Raw genomic sequence first — 17,179 nt, forward strand, 5'->3', positions numbered from 1 at the left:
GCCGCTTTCAGCTCAGTCTTCCGCCTCGCGCCACCACCGGCGCAACACCGCGCTGCCACCCACGACCAGCGCAAGCGTGATCCCGACAAACAGCAGCGTCAGCCAGCCCGGCCGCGTTGCGGCGTTCACGATCTGCTCGGCAAACAGGGCGCTCACCAACACCAGCGGCAACATGCCGATCGCGCTGCCGAAGAGGAAGTCGCGCAGGCGGATCGTGCTCACGCCGGCCACCATGTTCACCAGCGCGAAGGGCGCCACCGGCACCAGACGCAGCGCGATCGAACTGAGCACGCCGCGGTGCCCCAGTCGCTGGCTGATGTAACGCACCTTCGGGCCTGCCAGGCGGCTGATCGCCTCCTGCCCGAGCCAGCGGCCGAGCAGGAAGCTCAACGCAGAACCGAGCGTTGCGCCGCAGATACCGTAAAGGATGCCGAGCGCCGGTCCGAAGGCCAGTGCGCAGACCAGCATCAGGATCGACAGCGGCACCGCGATGACGCAGGCGAGCGCGAAGCTGCTAACCGCGGCGACCGGCCCGAGTTGCTGACCGAGCCGTCGCAGGCTGGCCACAAGGCGTTCCAGATCCAGCATGTCACGCAGCGGCGTCAGTTGCCAGGCCAGTGCCAGCGCGATGATGGCCGCGATGGCGAGGAAGAAGCCGCGGCGCCGATGGCGCAGCTGCGCGTCGGTGGATGCGTCGCGCGTCTGCGGCTTCAATCCGGCTCACCCAGTTCAGCCCGCAGCGCGGCGGCAAGCGCTTCGACATGGCCGACCTCGAACACCGAGCCATGCAGGCCGGCGATTTCGCGGGTCACCAGCGCGCCACCAGCGAGTCGCGCCCAGGGGCGGAACAGCCAGCGGTCCCAGTTCGCCAGACCCGATGATTTGATCAGGCAGCAGCGGCCCGCGAAGGCCTGCGGCCGGTAGTCGTGCAGCGCCATGACCTGGGCTACGAGGCCGGTGTCGGCGAACATCGCGCCGAGGCGGCGCCCGTTCATGCTGAGTTCCTGCACATACAGACTGCGCGTAAGCCAGGCGAGCAGGCGCCAGAAGCGCGGTCGACGCAGCAGCGGGCCGGGATATACGGTGTCGATCAAAACCAGGCCGCGCACCGTGACGCCCCGCGTCTGCAGGTTGCGGGCAGTCTCCAGCGCAGCAATGCCGCCAACCGAGAAACCCGCCAGCATCACCGGCTGACGCGCATGCTGGGCGATCTTGTCTGCGTATTGCGCCGCGAGGTCGGCCATGTCGGCGAGTTTACCGGAGGTGGGCGGCTGCAGCATGAACAGGTTGATCTCCGGGCCGAGCGCGCGTGCCAGCGCTTGCATGCGCATCAGGTCGCCATGCCCGGACGCCGCGACGTAAAGCGTGCTGCTGCCGCTCTGCTGGCCCAGCGGCAACATCAGTCGCGTGGGGCCTGCTTCGTCCTGAAGCGCCTCGGCAAGCAGCGCAACGCTTGGGTTTTCGGTCAGCATCAGCAGCGAGGCCGACTTGCCGGTCAGGCGCTGCACGCCCGCGAGAATATCGACCGCCGCCAGCGAATCGCCGCCCAGCTCGAAGAAGTCGTCGTCGATGCCGATGCCCTGCATCTTCAGGTCTTTTTCCCAAAGTGCAAGCAGGCCGCGCTCCAGTTCAGTACGCGGCGGGCGAACAGTCTCGCCATGGCTAGGGCCAGTTGGTTCGGGCAGCGCGGCATAGTCGACCTTGCCGGTGCTGTTGAGCGGCAGTGCGGGCAGGATCGTGATGCCGGCGGGCAGCATGTAATCCGGCAGGTGGCTGCGAAGGTAACGATTGACTCCGGCGCAGTCCTGTCCTTCTGCTGCGATCCATGCGTGCAGACGGGGCTTGCCGTCGGCCTCAACGAGGCGCACCGCAGCCTGATTCACCCCGGCAATTACGAGCAGGGTGGCTTCGATTTCAGCGGGCTCGATGCGGTAGCCGCGCAACTTGATCTGGCGGTCGCTGCGGCCGGCGAAGTGCAGCGCGCCATCGGCCGTCAGCCAGCCGCGATCACCGCTGCGATACATGCGGGCGCCGGACCGGAAAGGGTCTGCGGCAAATGCTTCGGCGTCGAGGTCGGCGCGGTTCAGGTAGCCACGCGCAATGGTGTCGCCGCCGATCCAGATGTCACCCACGCAGCCGAAGGGGGTGAGGCGTCGGGTGTCATCCAGCACATAGATGCGGGTATCGTCCACCGGCCGGCCGACCGGCAGCGTGCGATCGTCGTCCGCCTCGCTGCAGGGCCACGCGGTGGCGAAGATGCAGGCTTCGGTCGGGCCGTAGACGTTGTAGAGGCGGCCACCGCAGACGTCACGGAAGCGCTGGGCGAGCGCCGGCGGCAACACATCGCCACCGCAGCATGCGACGCGCAGGTGCAGGCTGGGCAGCGTCGCCGCAGCATCGACGAAGCGCCGCAGCGTCGATGGCACGAAGCTGGTGAACGTGACGCCGTGGCGTGCCGAAAATTCGGCCACCGCCTCGGGGGCAAGGCGCCCTGGCGGTGGCAGCGCGACGCTGGCGCCGCACACCAGCGGCAGCACCAGTTCGATCAGGGCCGGGTCGAAGGTCATCTGCGTGGCCTGTGCAGCGCGATCGGCCGGCGTGATGCCCCAGGTCTCGGCCAGCCAGGCGATACGGCGGGCGAGCGCGCCGTGTTCGATCATCACCCCCTTGGGGCGGCCGGTGGAGCCGGAGGTGAACAGCACATAGGCAAGATCCACCGGCGCGGGCGCTGGCCAGTCGGGGCTTGGGGCGGCGCCCGCAAGGCCGGGCTGCGGCCCCAGCGCGATTGCATTTGGGTGCAGCGCGGCGATCCGCGCGCGCTCCACCGGATCAACCAGCACCGCGATCGCGAGACTTTCCTGCAGCACGACCGCGAGGCGCGCGTCTGGTGCATCGACATCCAGCGGCAGGAAGGCTGCACCGGCTTTAGTGATGGCGAGTATCGCAACCACCATGTCGACCGAGCGCCGCATGCAGACCGCGACGATTGTGTCGCGCGCCGCACCGGCCGCGCGCAGCCGCACCGCCAGCGCCTGTGCCCGGCGGTCGAGCTCACCGTAGCGGATGTCGCCGCCCTCCCACATCAGCGCCAGTGCGTCGGGCTGCTTGCGTGCCTGCGCTTCGAACAGCGCGATGAAGGTCGGCGGCGCTGCGGTCTCCTGCAGCCCGCGGTGTACGCCGTCAAGCACGGCCACGCGTTCGTCAGGCGGCAGGATGTCGATCGCAGCGACGCGCTCGGTGGTGTGACGCGCGATCTCGCCCATCACATGGCGGATGCGGTGCCCCAGCAGTGCCAGCTCGCCCTGCGCGAAACAGGCGCTGCTGCCTTCGAGCACCAGCTCCAGATCGCCGCTGTCATCGAACTCGCAGACCGTGAGCCCCAGCGGATAACGGGCGACGCCGGAGAACAACTGCCAGGAATCCACCGCACAGGCATCGCCGAAACGCACGGAGTAATCCTGCCGCTCGAAGGAGAGCAGCACATCGAAGACGCTGTCGCGGTGGCTGCGGATCGCCTTGAGCTGGCGCGCGACTTCGCTCAGCGGGTAGCGTGCATGGCGCAGCGCGCTGCGCAAGGTGCGGCTGATGCTGCCGACCAGATCGGCAACCGTATCGTCGGGCGTAACGCCGATGCGCAGCGGCAGTACGCCGACGAACATGCCCGGTGTGCGCTTGTGGCGTTTGCCATTGCGGTTGAGGCTGGGCACGCCGACGACGATCTCGCCCAAGCCCCGCACGCGGCAGAAATACAGCGCAAGCGCCGCAAGGAAGATGCAGAAGGCGCTTTGCCCGGGCCCGCTCGCGGCTGCGACGATCTGCTGGTAGTCGCCGCGCGGTAGTGGCAGGCGGCTCAGCGCGGCGGCGGGCAGGCGGATGTGGTGATCGGCGCGCGCGGCGCTGTGGCGTTCGAACAGCGGCGGCGGCAGGCTTGGCAGCTGTTCGGCCCAGAACGCCGCGTCGGCGAGGAAATCCGGCGAGGCGCGATAGGCGAGCGACTCATCGATGAAGCTGCGGTAGTCGCCATCCTCGGCGGGCTCCGCTGCATTGCCCGCAAGCAAGGCGGCGTAGTGGGCGGCCCAGCGCAGCATGATCTGTGTCGTGCCCCAGCCATCCATCACCAGATGGTGGAACTGGATGATCACGCAATGCTCGGTGTCGCCGGCGCTGAGCAGCGCGATGCGCCACGGTGGCGTGGTGTCGAGCGCGAACGGTGTCGCCAGCGAAGCGTTCCACCAGTTCTGCACTGCCTCGCGCAGCGCATCGCCGGGCGCGGCGTTGGCGAAGATCAGCGCCTGCTGGTGCGTGCTCAGCACCTGCTGGCCGCCTGCGGCCAGGGGCACGAATCGCAGCACTTCGCATTCGGCCGCGGTTCGATCCAGTGCGGCCTGAAGCAGGTGAGTCTCCAAGCGCCCTTTGAACAGGATGCCGCCCCCGATGATCAGGTGCGGGCTACCGGGCCAGGCGCGCTGATCGAGCCAGACTTCGTGCTGGCTCAGCGACAGCGGCACTGCGCCTTGCGCTACAGCGCGAAGCTCTGGCGATCCCATCGCGCGATCTCGCTGCTTGCGTATCGGTAGCCAGCCGCTGCGATCTCGCGCGCGTGGCGGTAAGCCATCAGCGGGAATTCTGCGACAGGGGGTTCGAGGTAGTAGTCGGACAGCGAAATCGTCCGCCCGCGCTGTGTCAGGCCGCCCATGTGGCTGGCGCGGTAGAGGATGTCGCCGATGCCGGGCATCACCGGCGCGTCGGCCAGCATGTGGCCGCGGATCTTTCGCCACGGAGACAGGCGTTTGAGTTCGGCATCCACCTGCAGCGCCTCGCGCACATCTACGTCGACCGCGATCACGGTGCCGTTGCCGCGGCGTTTTTCGAGTTTGGTGCCAAGCCGGGTCCGCATCGCTTCCACCGGCACGTTGTCGAGAATCGCACCGTCGACCAGCAAGTCGCCGCCGAGCAGCACCGGCGGCAATAGCCCGGCCGGCGAGTTGCTGGCCAGCACCGCGCGCCATAGCGGGCCGGTGTCCTGCACCGTGGTGCAGGCCTGGCTCAGGTTGCAGGCGGCGGCGAAGTAGGGGCGCCACAGCGCATCCGCGGTGGCATCGCCGAACAGGCGCCGCAGCTCACGCTCGATGCGCCGGCCGGACAGCACCGAAATCACCGGCAGCGCGGGCCGTTCGCCGGTACGCGTGAAGCTCAGGATGTTCTCGCGGATCTCGTCAAAGCCGATGCCGCAGGCGTACTGCGCGCCGATCAGCGCACCCATGCTGTTGCCGCCGATCAGATCGATCGGAATCCGCGCCTCTTCCAGTGCCTGCAGCACGCCAATGTGTGCAAAGCCGCGCGCACCGCCGCCGCCAAGCACAATGCCGGTTGCGCGCCCGGTCAGGAAGCGGGCCAGGCTTTCGTGGTCGCCCGGCTTGTCTTGCCGCATCAGGTAGACGCGCTCCACGTCACGCGCCGCGCGCCACGGCGCCGGTGCGGTGGGCGTTGAGGTGCCAGCGGGGTGCATCAGCACCAGATGCTGGCGTTTGTAAATCAGCCCGGGCTCCAGGCGGAGCTGTTGTTCGAGCGTGCCAACCTCGGGCGCGTGCGTGCTCGCGGCAACGAAGATCACCTGATCGGCCTGCCTCACCGCGAATTTCGTCCACGGCGATAGCGCTGCTTCGGCTTCGTACAGGATGAAGTCGGTGGAGACCTCCATCGCGTCCACCGTGCCCAGCCGCCGCGCGATGGCGTGGTCATCGGATGCCTCGCCGTGGGCCGGCGGGCGCAGATGGGTCACGCGTCGCGTTGCGAACGCTTGGGCAAGGCCCTGCGCCAGCGCCGCAGCTTCGTCACCGGCGTGTAAGGGGATGATCGCAAAGGCTTGCGCTCGCTTGCGCTCGGCAATCTGCGGCAGGTGGCGCAGGTAGTGGTAGATCGCCTGCGAGAAGATCTGGCTGAAGACCAGCGGGTTCTGCAGCAGCAGTGTTTCGTAGTGCCCACGGCTGAGTTCCGCGACGGTCGAGTCGCGCAGCGCCACGACGTCGGCCGTGCGCGGTTGCTGCAGGATCATGCCGGTCTCGCCGATGCATTCGCCGGGGCACAGCTCGTTGTAGAGCAGCAGATTGCCTTCGGGGTCGTTGCGCGACACCCGCAGACGGCCGGCCAGCACGATCACGAGGCTGCCGGAGGGCTCCTTCTCGCGATAGATGACTTCGCCCGCCGCCTTGCGCACTGGTTTGAGCTGCGCGACAAGCTGTGACAGCGCCGTTTCGTCGATCTGCCCGAAGAGGCGGCTGCCGCGCAGGATGTTGCCGATCCGTGCCGCGTCGTAGCTGGCTTCGGGCATGGCAGGTCCCGTGTGTGTCAGTCTAGAGGCGGACTGCGGGGTTGAGCGTGTAGCGGCCGGTGAATGAGGCCTGCGCGAGGATGTGTTGGGCAATCGCTGCGCGTACATCGGCGCCGCCGAAGCGGCCGTCTACCGGCACGCGATCGATGTCGAGCGCGTACAGCGTGAAGATGTAACGGTGCGGCAGTTCGTCGTTCCACGGCGGGCAGGGGCCGTCGTAGCCGTGATAGTCGCCGCCCATGTCGGCGTCGCCCGCAAACCAGCCGGTGTAGTCGTTCAGCCCCTGGCGGGTGTCGAGCGGGCCGGCGCTGGGTTTGCCGCGTGCCACCACGCCGTCACTGAAGCTGCCGGCGGCGATCTCGTCGATGCCGACCGGGATGTCGATCAGCACCCAGTGAAAAAAATCCACCCGCGGCAGCGTGATCGGCACGCTGCGGCCTTCCTGATTCACATCGTCACCGCGGCTTGGCACGTCCGGGTCGTGGCAGATCAGCGCATACGAACGGGTGCCCGCAGGTGCGCCCGACCAGGCAAGGTGCGGGTTGCGGTTGGCCGACAGCGCGACATGGCCGGCCGAGGCCGGAACGGCGAAGGCGAATTCGCCCGGAATCGGTGCGCCGTCGCGAATGCTGTTACTCCAGAGCTTCATGGGTGCCTCCCTGGTGACATTGCGCCGGCAGCGAGCGACTACCGGCGCGAGTTTCCGACGCTGTTCATTGCAGCTTAGGTGCGCCGACGGAAGTCCGCGACGCGGAAGCCGAGCGCAAACAAGGTGACAAAGTAGCTCGCGGCTCCGCCGCATACCACCGCTGTCAGCCACAGTACGCGCTGCAGACCGTGCATTTCGAGCCAGTGTTGCTCGCTGCCCATGCCGACCCATAGCACGATCGCCATCACCACCAGCCCGCCGGCTTGCCGGATTGCAAAGCGGCCCCAGCCCGGTTGCGGTTTGAAGATGCCGCGGCTGCGCAGGCCGTGGAACAACAGCGCCGCATTCAACGTTGCCGCCAGACCGATCGACAGCGCGAGCCCTGCGTGCTTCAACGGCCCGATGAAGGCAAGGTTAAGTGCCTGCGTCACACATAGCGTCAACAACGCGATCTTCACCGGTGTCTTGATGTCCTGCCGCGAATAGAAGGCCGGCGCCAGGATCTTCACCAGAATGATGCCGGAGAGGCCCACCGCGTATGCAGTCAGCGCCGAGCGAGTCTGCATCACGTCGTTGGTCGAGAAGGCGCCGTGGTGGAACAGCGTGGTCACCAGTGGCACAGCGAGAATCGCAATCCCCACCACCGCAGGCAGTGTGAGCAACAGCGCCAGTCGCAGGCCCCAGTCGAGCAGGGCCGCGAACTCGTCGTGCTCGCCCTTGGCATGCAGTTTCGAGAGGCTGGGCAGCAGGATCGTACCGAGCGCCACGCCCAGCATGCCGGACGGGAATTCCATCAGGCGGTCGGCATAGTAAAGCCACGAAACCGAACCGGTCGGCAGGAAGGACGCGAAGATGGTGTTGATGAGCAGGCTGATCTGCGCGACCGAAACCCCCAGCGTTGCCGGCGCCATCAATTTGAGTACGCGGCGCACACCCGGGTCGGACCAGTCCGGCCGGAAGCGCGGCAACATGTCGATCTTCTTCAGCGCCGGCACCTGAAAGGCCAGCTGCAGGATGCCGCCGAGGAACACCGCCCAGCCCAGCGCGATGACCGGCGGATCGAAGTAGGGCGCGGCGAATAGCGCCATCACGATGAACGCGACGTTCAGCAAGACCGGCGTGAAGGCCGGTACCGAGAAGCGGCTCCATGCATTCAGGATGCCGCCGGCGAGTGCCACCAGCGCCATGAACAGGATGTACGGGAAGGTGATACGGGTGAGCTCGACGGTCAGCGCGAACTTGTCGGCATTCTTCGCGAAGCCCGGCGCCGAAATCAGGATCACCGCCGGCGCGAATATCACGCCCAGCAGCGCCACCAGGGCCACCGCAATGCCGAGCAGCGTCGCCACATGGTCGACCAGCGCGCGGGTGTCTTCCTCGGAGCGGCGGTTCTTGTATTCCGACAGGATCGGCACGAAGGCCTGCGAGAACGCGCCTTCCGCGAACAGACGGCGGAGCAGGTTGGGGAGGCGGAAGGCGACGAAGAAGGCGTCGGTCGCAATGCCGGCGCCAAAGGCGCGCGCGATGACAAAGTCCCGAACGAAACCGAGGATGCGCGACAGCAGGGTCATGCCGCTGACCGTCGCAAGAGCCTTGAGGAGATTCACTGAATATGCCGGAGGGAAGCTGAGCGGGGGATGATAGCCACCCGAGCATGTCCGGGGCAACTTAAGTGCTTGCCTAATTTGCAGAAGGTCGTTAAAATCGCCGGCTTTCTGTACGAATACTAACTGGACGTTCCAACATGGCCAACTCGGTACAAGCCCGCAAACGCGCGCGCCAGGCGCTCAAGGCGCGAGCTCACAACGCCAGCCTCCGTTCCCGCCTGCGCACCGCGATCAAGGCGGTTCGTAAGGCCATCGACGCGGGCGATCAGGCAGCTGCAAAGCAAGTCTTCGACCAGTCGATGAGCACCATCGATTCGATCGCTGACAAGAAGATCATCCACAAGAACAAGGCTGCCCGTCACAAGTCGCGTCTGTCGGCTGCGATCAAGGCGCTGGGCGCTACCGCCTGAGTTCTTGCTGATCTGGCATGAAAAACGGCTTCCCGCGGGAAGCCGTTTTCTTTTGTGCCTCGCTTTGGGCGGGGTGCTTGAGCTTACTCGTCGGCGAGCGGATCGACCTGAAGGTCGTTGTCCTTTGCGAAGTTGACGAGAAAGTTATAGGCGAGCGGTTCGAGTTCGTGCAGGCGCTTGTCGACGACGACACACTTCTCGCCGCCCAGCGTGCAGCCGGGGCGCACATACGGCGAGTAGCGCATGCGCTTTTCGGCGCCGAAGGCCGACATGATGCCGCACAGGCGGTCTGCCCAGTCGCTCGGGCGGAATTTTCGGCCCTCACGCGTGAGGCCGACGATCACGAAACTCTCAATCGACATGGCGTGCTCCGGGGCCTGACGAGGGTTTTTGGCCCCGCTGAACTACCGGTCTGAAACGTTGTGTGGCGCGGATTCTAGCAGAGCGGGCGAGGGCGCCAAAGCCGGACGGTGGCGTATGGGCTGCAATCGGTGTTGCGGCAGAAAGTTCCATTGGGTCGACGTGATTTGACGGCTGCCGTAAAATTGAAGGTTCCTCTATGCGGCTGACGTCAGCCTGACGCGATCGCATCGAGTACTCACAGCAACGCACCACCCACTGCATGACCAACGGGGCCGCGCGCGAAACCGATCGCGGCCGAGCGAGATGATGATGGCGACTGCGCCCAGGCACTTTCTTCAGTTCAACGACTTTTCGCGTGAAGAGTTCGATTACCTCTTCGAGCGGACACGCTGGATCAAGGACAAGTTCAAGCGCTACCAGCCCTACCACCCCTTGTTCGACCGCACGCTGGTGATGATTTTCGAGAAGGCCAGTACGCGTACGCGGCTGTCCTTCGAGGCCGGCATGTTCCAGCTGGGTGGCTCGGCGATCTATTTGAATACGCGTGACTCGCAACTGGGGCGTGGCGAACCGGTGGAAGATGCCGCGCAGGTCATGTCGCGCATGTCGGACGTGGTGATGATCCGCACCTTCGAGCAGGGCATCGTCGAGCGCTTCGCGGCCAACTCGCGCGTGCCGGTCATCAACGGCCTGACCAACGAATACCACCCGTGCCAGATCATGGCGGACATCTACACCTGGATCGAGCAGCGTGGCCCGATCCAGGGTAAGACGGTGGCCTGGATCGGCGACTCCAACAACGTCTGCAACACCTGGTTGCAGGCCGCCGAGGTGCTGGATTTCAACGTGCGCGTGTCGACGCCGCCCGGTTACGAGGTCGAGCCCGAGCGCGCGAACCTCTACGGCACCGGCCACTTCGAACAGTTCGCCGATCCGATGGAAGCGGCGCGCGGCGCCGATCTGATTACGACCGATGTGTGGACCTCGATGGGTTTCGAGGCGGAGAACGAAGCGCGGATCAAAGCCTTCGCCGACTGGCAGGTGGACGCCGACATGATGCGCGTGGCTAATCGTGGTGCGCTGTTCATGCACTGCCTGCCGGCGCATCGGGGCGAGGAAGTCTCGGCCGAAGTGATCGACGGGCCGCAAAGCGTGGTTTGGGACGAGGCGGAAAACCGCCTGCATGCGCAGAAAGCGCTGCTTGAGTACCTCGTGATGGGGCGGGTTGACGGCAAGTAAGCGGACGGAGGCTGCACCATGATCGATCACATGACCTTTCGTGTAACGGATATCGAGCGCACCAAGTCGTTCTACGCGGCGGCGCTGGCGCCACTCGGCTACGTGCCGGCTTACGATGCGGTGCATGACGGGGTCCGTGTGTTGGGCTTTGCCTGTGACAGCAAGATCGATACCTGGTTTGTTGGAGCGCCGGATGCGACAACGCGTTGCCATCTCGCTTGGCGGGCGCCGAACCGGGCCGCAGTCAATGCCTTCTACGCCGCGGCGATGGCGGCCGGTGCGCGTGACAACGGCGCGCCCGGCCTGCGTGCGCACTACCATCCGGACTACTACGGCGCCTTCGTGATCGACCCAGAGGGCAACAACGTCGAGGCGGTATGCCACGACCCTGAGTAACAAGATTGATCGGGCCCCCGAACGCCGGGCGGGGGCTGTGCTGGATCCTGTTCGCGCATCGGCACGCTCGGCGCGAACGGTGACCTACCCGGCCTGTATGCACCACTTCGAGCCTGCTGGTGGGTGATGCGTCGGAATCATCGAGGAACTGAAATGAGTGAAGCGAAGAAAGTCGTTCTGGCCTACTCCGGTGGCCTGGACACGTCGGTCATCCTGAAGTGGTTGCAGGACACCTATCAGTGCGAAGTGGTGACCTTCACCGCCGACCTGGGGCAGGGCGAAGAGCTGGAGCCGGCGCGTACCAAGGCGCTGAAGTTCGGCATCAAGCCGGAAAACATCTTCATCGACGATCTGCGCGAAGAGTTTGTCCGCGATTTCGTGTTCCCGATGTTCCGCTGCAACACCGTGTATGAAGGCGAGTACCTGCTCGGTACCTCGATCGCACGCCCGCTGATCGCCAAACGCCTGATCGACATCGCACGCCAGACCGGCGCGGACACGATCTCCCACGGCGCAACGGGGAAGGGCAACGACCAGGTTCGTTTCGAGCTGGGCGCCTACGCGCTGATGCCGAACGTCAAGGTCATTGCGCCGTGGCGCGAGTGGGATCTGCTGTCGCGCGAGAAGCTCCTGGCTTACGCCGAGAAGCACGGCATCCCGGTCGAGATGAAGCACAAGAACGGTGGCGCGCCGTATTCGATGGACGCTAACCTGCTGCACATTTCGTTCGAAGGTCGCCATCTGGAAGACCCGAAGAACGAAGCTGAAGAATCGATGTGGCGCTGGACCGTGTCGCCGGAAGCGGCACCGGACGCGCCCGAGTACGTCGATCTGGAATTCGAGCGCGGCGACGTCGTGGCGATCAACGGAACCCGCCTTGCCGCACACGAAGTGCTGGCCAAGCTCAACGAGCTGGGCGGCAAGCACGGCATTGGCCGTCTGGATCTGGTCGAGAACCGCTATGTCGGCATGAAGTCGCGCGGCTGCTATGAAACCCCGGGAGGTACGATTCTCCTCAAGGCGCACCGTGGCATCGAGTCGATCACGCTCGACCGCGAAGTCGCGCATCTGAAGGATGACCTGATGCCGCGCTATGCCAGCCTGATCTATAACGGTTACTGGTGGGCGCCGGAACGCCGCGCGCTGCAGGTGCTGATCGACCATACCCAGACCAACGTGAATGGCTGGGTGCGCGTGAAGCTCTACAAGGGATCGGTGTCGGTGGTGGCGCGGGATTCCAAGGACACCCTGTTCGATCAAACCATCGCGACTTTCGACGACGATGGCGGTGCTTACAACCAGGCCGATGCAGGAGGTTTCATCAAGCTCAATGCTTTGCGTATGCGGATCGCGGAAAATGCGCGTCGCAAGCGCGGTGCCTGAGCTTTGAAGTAGTGCGGGCCGCCTTAGGGCGGCCCTTGCGTTTCAAGGCCGCGCTCGCTGCCAAGAGCGGTGGAAGCACCCCGCCGGGCAGCGTCAGACGGATTGACCCCCGAATTGACCCCCTAGATTCGTTCAAGAATGAGGCGCAGCATGATCAAGAAAATCGGTGTCCTGACCAGCGGTGGCGATTCGCCCGGCATGAACGCGGCGATCCGCGCCGTGGTACGCGCGGGCTTGTCCAGCGGGCTCGAGGTCTACGGCATTCACGACGGTTACCTCGGTTTGCACCAGGACCGCATCGAGAAGCTCGAGCGCTACAGCGTGTCGGACGTCATCAACCGTGGCGGCACATTCCTCGGCTCGGCCCGCTTCCCTGCCTTCAAGGAAGAGTCGGTGCGTCGCGAGGCGATCCAGAACCTGAAGAAGCACGCGATCGACGCACTGGTCGTGATCGGTGGTGACGGCTCCTACATGGGGGCGAAGAAGCTCACCGAAATGGGCTACCCCTGCATCGGCCTGCCGGGCACGATCGACAATGACATCGCGGGCACTGATTTCACGATCGGCTTCGATACCGCGCTGAACGTGATTCTCGAAGCGATCGACCGCTTGCGCGATACCTCCAGCTCACACAAGCGCATCTCGGTGGTTGAGGTGATGGGCCGTCACTGCGGTGACCTCGCGATGTCGGCTGCAGTGGCCGGCGGTGCTGAGTTCGTCGTGGTGCCGGAGCAGCCCTTCGACAAGGCTTCGCTGCTGTCGCAAATCGAAGCCGGTATTGCGCGCGGCAAGCGCCATGCGCTGGTCGTGATCTGCGAACACGTGACCGACGTGAACGCGCTGGCGAAGGAGATCGAGGAGCGCACCGAACTGGAGACTCGCGCCACGATCCTTGGCCACATCCAGCGCGGCGGTTCGCCGACGGCGCGCGATCGCTTGCTTGCCAGCCGCATGGGGGCGTTTGCCGTCGAGCTGCTGCTGCAAGGGCATGGCGGCCGCTGCATCGGCTTGCAGCACAACGAAATGGTGCACCACGACATCGTTGACTGCATCGAGAACATGAAGCGCCCGTTCAACCAGGAACTGTTCGACCTGAGCGCCAAGCTGTTCTGACACGGCATTGCGCCACTAAGAAGCCGCCTTCGGGCGGCTTTTGTCTTTCTGGCGCTGCGTGAATTGTCAGCGAGGTGTCAGCCCAAGTTGCTGAAATGTAGGCAATTTTCTTATTGTGCGGTGCGGGCGTGCTGGGTAGAATCGCGCCCGTCGGAATTTGCCCAAAGCCGGTTCATGGAGCTTGGGTTTGGACAAATCCCATAATCAGAGAGCCCATGGAAACCGTCACCCTGTTCGGTCTGACCGTCGCGCAGTTCGAGGACTTGTCGCTCAAGTTCTTCCTGACCGCGTTGATCGCCTACATGTTCTTCATCATCTGGAATCTTGCGCGCGAGTCGAAAGCGGGCAAGGTTGGCACTGCAGTGCTGTTTTTTGCGCTTGGCACCGGCATGTTCGGCTTCATGGCAAAGTCGGTGATTGCGAAGGTCCTGGGCATCGAGTAACGCCCATTCCGCAGGACGACGAGAGGCCACGGCTATAATCCGTGGCCTTTTTCATTTCCAGCTCAATTCGGAGAGTCTGATGTCTGCAGCGGATCAGTTCGACGGTGTATCCGTCGTCAAGAAAGCCAATGTCTACTTCGATGGCAAGTGCGTCAGCCACACGGTGCAATTTGCCGACGGCACGCGCAAGTCGGTCGGCGTGATTTTGCCGTCCAGCCTGACCTTCAATACCGGCGCACCGGAAATCATGGAAGTGATCGACGGGCGCTGCCGTGTGAAGCTGGCCGGCGCCACGGCTGCGGTGGAATACGCTGCGGGGCAGTCGTTCAATGTGCCCGGCAACAGCAGTTTCGATATCGAAACGCTGGAAACCCTGCACTACGTCTGCCACTTCGGCTGATATTTTTGACCGCCCCGTGCAACGCGGGGCGGGCGGCACTACCCGGGCTGGGGCTTAACGCTGCTCGGCGCCGCGGATCGTAACGGCCGGCAGCGGCAGAGCGTGCCGGTCGTCGATCGCACCTGAAAACTGCACGCACTTGATGTTGGCGACGGGGAAGGCGAGCACGGTGCTCTCCGTCTCCACGATGATCCAGGGGCTTTGCAGGCAACGCTCGATGCCGACCTTCTTGCCTGCCTCGGATTCAAGCTGCTCCGGGAAGGTGAAGGTCTCCTTCTTGCCGTCGATGAACTCGATGACCATGTAGCGTAGTGCCATGCTGATGCCTCCCGGCGGGTGAGTGCGGCTGCGCCCCGATTCTGGCAAGCCCGTCGGCGCGCGGCAAGGCCGCTTCAGGCTTTTGTGAGCTCAGCGGCGAAGCGTCGGGCAATCACGCTGACCATGATCAACTGCAGCAGATGAAACAGCATGATCGGCGCGATGATCAGGCCAAGGGCCGGGTTGCTGCCGAACATGATCTTGGCCATCGGCACGCCGCTCGCGAGCGACTTCTTCGAGCCACAGAATATGGCCGCGATGCGATCCTCCCGGCTGAAGCCAAAGCTTCGGCACAGCAGGCTCGTCAGCGCGAACATCAACGCGAACAAGACCACCGAAATCAAGGCGATCAGCAGCAGCGTGCGCAAACCGTGAGCCGCCCACACGCCCTCGGCGACCGAGTCGGCGAAGGAGTTGGCGACGATCGCGAGGATCGTGGCGCGGTCGAGCAACTTCGCCGCCGCGAGGTGCGCCTCGACCCAGCGCAGCACGAAGGGGCGTAGCAGCTGGCCGAGCACGATCGGCAATAGCACCAGCAGCACGATCTTCAGAATGACGGGGCCGAGCGCCATGCCGCTGCCTTGTGCATGCAGGTAGGCGTTGATCCACAGCGGCGTGATGAAGACGCCGATCAGGCTGGAAAGGCTGGCATTGAAGATTGCCCCCGGCACGTTGCCGCGCGCGATCGAGGTCATCGCGACGGAGGACGATACCGTGGAGGGCAGGGCGCACAGGTAGAACACGCCGAGCGTCAGCGCCGGGTCGAGCTGCCGCCCAAAAAGCTGGTGGAAGCCGATGCCGAGCAGCGGGAACAGCAGGAAGGTCGAGGCCTGCGCCAGCAGATGCAGGCGCCAGTTGACGATGCCTTCGCGCATCTTCTGCGGCGACAGGGTCAGGCCGTAGAGCAGGAATACCAGCGCTACGCCGTAGGTGGTGAAGACATCGATGTGAATCAGTCCGCCGGTCTTCAGCAGCGCCGGCCAGAGCGAGGCCAGCGCGACCGCTGCGATGAGGCTGAACAGGAATCCGTCGATTCCGAAACGTCTGAGGCGGGCCAGCATGAATATCCTTCGATCGTGTGCGCCGGTCGGGCGGCGCACGTTCGCATTCGCAAGTGGATCGAATTGTCGCGCAAGCGAGCGATCGAGGCGTTCGGCGACGAGGCGGTTTGCGTCGGAGAAGCGCCGTCGTTCAGGTAGAGCAAATTGGCGGCGTGAAACCTGGGGGACAATGCAAGGTCACAACTGCGATGCCGCAGCGATCTGCGCCGCGGCCAGTCTGGACGCACCGTGCCTGCATTCCTTCGCGCGCTGAATTCGCGTAACTACCGCCTCTACTTCGCTGGCCAGCTGATCTCGCTGGCGGGCACATGGATGCAGCAGATCGCGATGATCTGGCTCGCCTACCGTTTATCGAACTCGGCCTTCGTGCTCGGCACGATCGGCTTCGCCAGCCAGATCCCGATCCTGGTGTTCGGATCGTTTGGCGGCGTGTGGGTCGATCGGCTCGACCGCCGCCGCCTGATGATCTGGACGCAGGCGGTTGCGATGCTTCAGGCGGTGCTGTTGGCGGTGCTTGCCGGTTTCGGCATGGTGACGCCAGGATTGCTGATTGGTCTGGCCTTCCTGCTTGGCTGCGTCAATGCACTGGATGTGCCGGTGCGGCAGGCGATCGCGGTGCAACTCGTCGACGATCCGGAACATCTGCCGAATGCGATCGCGCTGAATTCGATGCTGATGAACGGCGGCCGCTTCGTCGGGCCGGCGTTGGCCGGCATCGTCGTCGCGGCCTTCGGTGAAACGGCCTGCTTCGTGCTGAACGCGGCCTCGTACCTCGCCGTGCTACTGGCGCTGGTGGCGATCCGCCTTGAGCCGGCGCCGCCGCGTGCTCAGGCCCCGGCGCTGGAGGCCTTGCGCGAGGGCATCGCCTACGCCGTGGCGCACCCCTTCATCCGCCGCTCCTTGCTGCTGGTCGCCAGCATCAGCTTCCTGGCGACGCCCTACGCGGTGATGCTGCCGGTGTTCGCGCGCGAGATCTTCGGCGGCGACGCACGTACCTACGGTTTTCTCGTTGGCAGCGCTGGCGCTGGCTCGCTCGCTGGCAGCCTGCTGCTGGCGACGCACGGCGAACCGCGCCGAATCTCGCGCTGGGTGGCTCTGGCGGCGCCAGCGGTGGGTGCTTGCCTCGCGGGCTTTGCGCTGACGCCTTGGCACTGGCTCGCGACCCTGTTGCTGATGGGCGTCGGCTTCGCGGTGATTCTTGCGGTTGCGGGTAGCAATGTGCTGATCCAGACGCGAGTCGAAGACGCCTTCCGCGGCCGCGTGATGGCGTTGTACTCGATGGCCTTTCTGGGCGTTGCGCCGCTCGGCAGCTTTGCCGTCGGCAGCTTTGGCCATGTGCTCGGCATTCGCGTGACGCTGGCTGCGTGCGGGGTGGCCAGTCTGATGTGTGGACTGGTGTATCGCCATGCAGCGCGGCGTGCTGCGCAGGCGTCGGCCACGGCGTGAGCGACGCTCAAACACAATGA

The 17,179-nt window shown here is 65.0% G+C and carries 16 protein-coding genes; 8 read left to right on the forward strand and 8 right to left on the reverse strand.

The features are described from left to right. Positions 1–12: 12 nt before the first annotated feature. From ACE3P0_RS18125 to murJ, 5 genes are all read right to left on the reverse strand, one after another. The gene (locus ACE3P0_RS18125) at positions 13–714 is read right to left on the reverse strand and encodes a TVP38/TMEM64 family protein (RefSeq protein ID WP_374404167.1); all 702 of its coding nucleotides are present in this window, start codon (positions 712–714) and stop codon (positions 13–15) included. Next, on the reverse strand, positions 711–4,547 hold the full coding sequence (locus tag ACE3P0_RS18130; RefSeq protein ID WP_374404168.1) for an amino acid adenylation domain-containing protein: 3,837 nt from the start codon (positions 4,545–4,547) through the stop codon (positions 711–713). The genes ACE3P0_RS18125 and ACE3P0_RS18130 overlap by 4 nt, the downstream gene beginning before the upstream one ends. Then, entirely contained in the window at positions 4,520–6,331 is a 1,812-nt protein-coding gene (locus ACE3P0_RS18135) for a cyclic nucleotide-binding and patatin-like phospholipase domain-containing protein (protein WP_374404169.1), read from the reverse strand. The genes ACE3P0_RS18130 and ACE3P0_RS18135 overlap by 28 nt, the downstream gene beginning before the upstream one ends. Positions 6,332–6,353: 22 nt before the next feature. Beyond that, a complete protein-coding gene (locus tag ACE3P0_RS18140) occupies positions 6,354–6,980 on the reverse strand; it encodes a YbhB/YbcL family Raf kinase inhibitor-like protein (RefSeq protein ID WP_374404170.1) in 627 nt (208 codons plus the stop codon). A gap of 74 nt (positions 6,981–7,054) precedes the next feature. Then, a complete protein-coding gene (murJ, locus tag ACE3P0_RS18145) occupies positions 7,055–8,587 on the reverse strand; it encodes a murein biosynthesis integral membrane protein MurJ (RefSeq protein WP_374404171.1) in 1,533 nt (510 codons plus the stop codon). 137 nt (positions 8,588–8,724) lie between these two features. Between murJ and rpsT the strand changes: the two genes are divergently transcribed. Next, positions 8,725–8,997 (forward strand): 30S ribosomal protein S20, encoded by a 273-nt coding sequence (rpsT, locus tag ACE3P0_RS18150; protein WP_172204245.1) that lies wholly within the window; start codon positions 8,725–8,727, stop codon positions 8,995–8,997. A gap of 83 nt (positions 8,998–9,080) precedes the next feature. Here the strand turns inward: rpsT and ACE3P0_RS18155 are convergent, their stop codons facing one another. Then, positions 9,081–9,359, reverse strand: a complete 279-nt coding sequence (locus ACE3P0_RS18155) for a DUF3579 domain-containing protein (protein WP_374404172.1) — start codon at positions 9,357–9,359, stop codon at positions 9,081–9,083. A gap of 310 nt (positions 9,360–9,669) precedes the next feature. Between ACE3P0_RS18155 and argF the strand changes: the two genes are divergently transcribed. The 6 genes from argF (at position 9,670) to ACE3P0_RS18185 (ending at position 14,334) form a co-directional block, all read left to right on the forward strand. Then, on the forward strand, positions 9,670–10,599 hold the full coding sequence (gene argF, locus ACE3P0_RS18160) for an ornithine carbamoyltransferase (RefSeq protein ID WP_374404174.1): 930 nt from the start codon (positions 9,670–9,672) through the stop codon (positions 10,597–10,599). A gap of 18 nt (positions 10,600–10,617) precedes the next feature. Continuing rightward, positions 10,618–10,995 (forward strand): VOC family protein, encoded by a 378-nt coding sequence (locus tag ACE3P0_RS18165; RefSeq protein WP_374404176.1) that lies wholly within the window; start codon positions 10,618–10,620, stop codon positions 10,993–10,995. Between the two features lie 153 nt (positions 10,996–11,148). Then, the gene (locus tag ACE3P0_RS18170; RefSeq protein WP_374404177.1) at positions 11,149–12,378 is read left to right on the forward strand and encodes an argininosuccinate synthase; all 1,230 of its coding nucleotides are present in this window, start codon (positions 11,149–11,151) and stop codon (positions 12,376–12,378) included. 150 nt (positions 12,379–12,528) lie between these two features. After that, on the forward strand, positions 12,529–13,491 hold the full coding sequence (pfkA, locus tag ACE3P0_RS18175; RefSeq protein WP_374404178.1) for a 6-phosphofructokinase: 963 nt from the start codon (positions 12,529–12,531) through the stop codon (positions 13,489–13,491). Positions 13,492–13,706: 215 nt separating this feature from the next. Further along, positions 13,707–13,934 (forward strand): DUF2788 domain-containing protein, encoded by a 228-nt coding sequence (locus ACE3P0_RS18180; RefSeq protein ID WP_172204257.1) that lies wholly within the window; start codon positions 13,707–13,709, stop codon positions 13,932–13,934. A 79-nt stretch (positions 13,935–14,013) separates the two neighbouring features. Beyond that, entirely contained in the window at positions 14,014–14,334 is a 321-nt protein-coding gene (locus ACE3P0_RS18185; RefSeq protein ID WP_374404179.1) for a pyrimidine/purine nucleoside phosphorylase, read from the forward strand. A gap of 54 nt (positions 14,335–14,388) precedes the next feature. On the opposite strand, the gene ACE3P0_RS18190 is transcribed toward ACE3P0_RS18185, so the two are convergent. Next, a complete protein-coding gene (locus tag ACE3P0_RS18190) occupies positions 14,389–14,652 on the reverse strand; it encodes a hypothetical protein (protein WP_374404181.1) in 264 nt (87 codons plus the stop codon). Positions 14,653–14,726: 74 nt separating this feature from the next. Continuing rightward, a complete protein-coding gene (locus ACE3P0_RS18195; protein ID WP_374404182.1) occupies positions 14,727–15,713 on the reverse strand; it encodes a bile acid:sodium symporter family protein in 987 nt (328 codons plus the stop codon). A 228-nt stretch (positions 15,714–15,941) separates the two neighbouring features. Between ACE3P0_RS18195 and ACE3P0_RS18200 the strand changes: the two genes are divergently transcribed. Beyond that, positions 15,942–17,159 (forward strand): MFS transporter, encoded by a 1,218-nt coding sequence (locus ACE3P0_RS18200; protein WP_374404184.1) that lies wholly within the window; start codon positions 15,942–15,944, stop codon positions 17,157–17,159. Positions 17,160–17,179: the final 20 nt, after the last annotated feature.

The organism is Niveibacterium sp. (assembly GCF_041909475.1).
In the GTDB taxonomy this organism is placed as follows: Bacteria; Pseudomonadota; Gammaproteobacteria; order Burkholderiales; family Rhodocyclaceae; genus Niveibacterium.

Bases quoted from the DNA above. Each gene is read 5' to 3' on its own strand.
- ACE3P0_RS18130 (WP_374404168.1), bottom strand. From the start codon at position 4,547: ATGGGATCGCCAGAGCTTCGCGCTGTAGCGCAAGGCGCAGTGCCGCTG.
- ACE3P0_RS18135 (WP_374404169.1), bottom strand. From the start codon at position 6,331: ATGCCCGAAGCCAGCTACGACGCGGCACGGATCGGCAACATCCTGCGC.
- ACE3P0_RS18140 (WP_374404170.1), bottom strand. From the start codon at position 6,980: ATGAAGCTCTGGAGTAACAGCATTCGCGACGGCGCACCGATTCCGGGC.
- rpsT (WP_172204245.1), top strand. From the start codon at position 8,725: ATGGCCAACTCGGTACAAGCCCGCAAACGCGCGCGCCAGGCGCTCAAG.
- ACE3P0_RS18155 (WP_374404172.1), bottom strand. From the start codon at position 9,359: ATGTCGATTGAGAGTTTCGTGATCGTCGGCCTCACGCGTGAGGGCCGA.
- argF (WP_374404174.1), top strand. From the start codon at position 9,670: ATGGCGACTGCGCCCAGGCACTTTCTTCAGTTCAACGACTTTTCGCGT.
- ACE3P0_RS18165 (WP_374404176.1), top strand. From the start codon at position 10,618: ATGATCGATCACATGACCTTTCGTGTAACGGATATCGAGCGCACCAAG.
- ACE3P0_RS18170 (WP_374404177.1), top strand. From the start codon at position 11,149: ATGAGTGAAGCGAAGAAAGTCGTTCTGGCCTACTCCGGTGGCCTGGAC.
- pfkA (WP_374404178.1), top strand. From the start codon at position 12,529: ATGATCAAGAAAATCGGTGTCCTGACCAGCGGTGGCGATTCGCCCGGC.
- ACE3P0_RS18180 (WP_172204257.1), top strand. From the start codon at position 13,707: ATGGAAACCGTCACCCTGTTCGGTCTGACCGTCGCGCAGTTCGAGGAC.
- ACE3P0_RS18185 (WP_374404179.1), top strand. From the start codon at position 14,014: ATGTCTGCAGCGGATCAGTTCGACGGTGTATCCGTCGTCAAGAAAGCC.
- ACE3P0_RS18190 (WP_374404181.1), bottom strand. From the start codon at position 14,652: ATGGCACTACGCTACATGGTCATCGAGTTCATCGACGGCAAGAAGGAG.
- ACE3P0_RS18195 (WP_374404182.1), bottom strand. From the start codon at position 15,713: ATGCTGGCCCGCCTCAGACGTTTCGGAATCGACGGATTCCTGTTCAGC.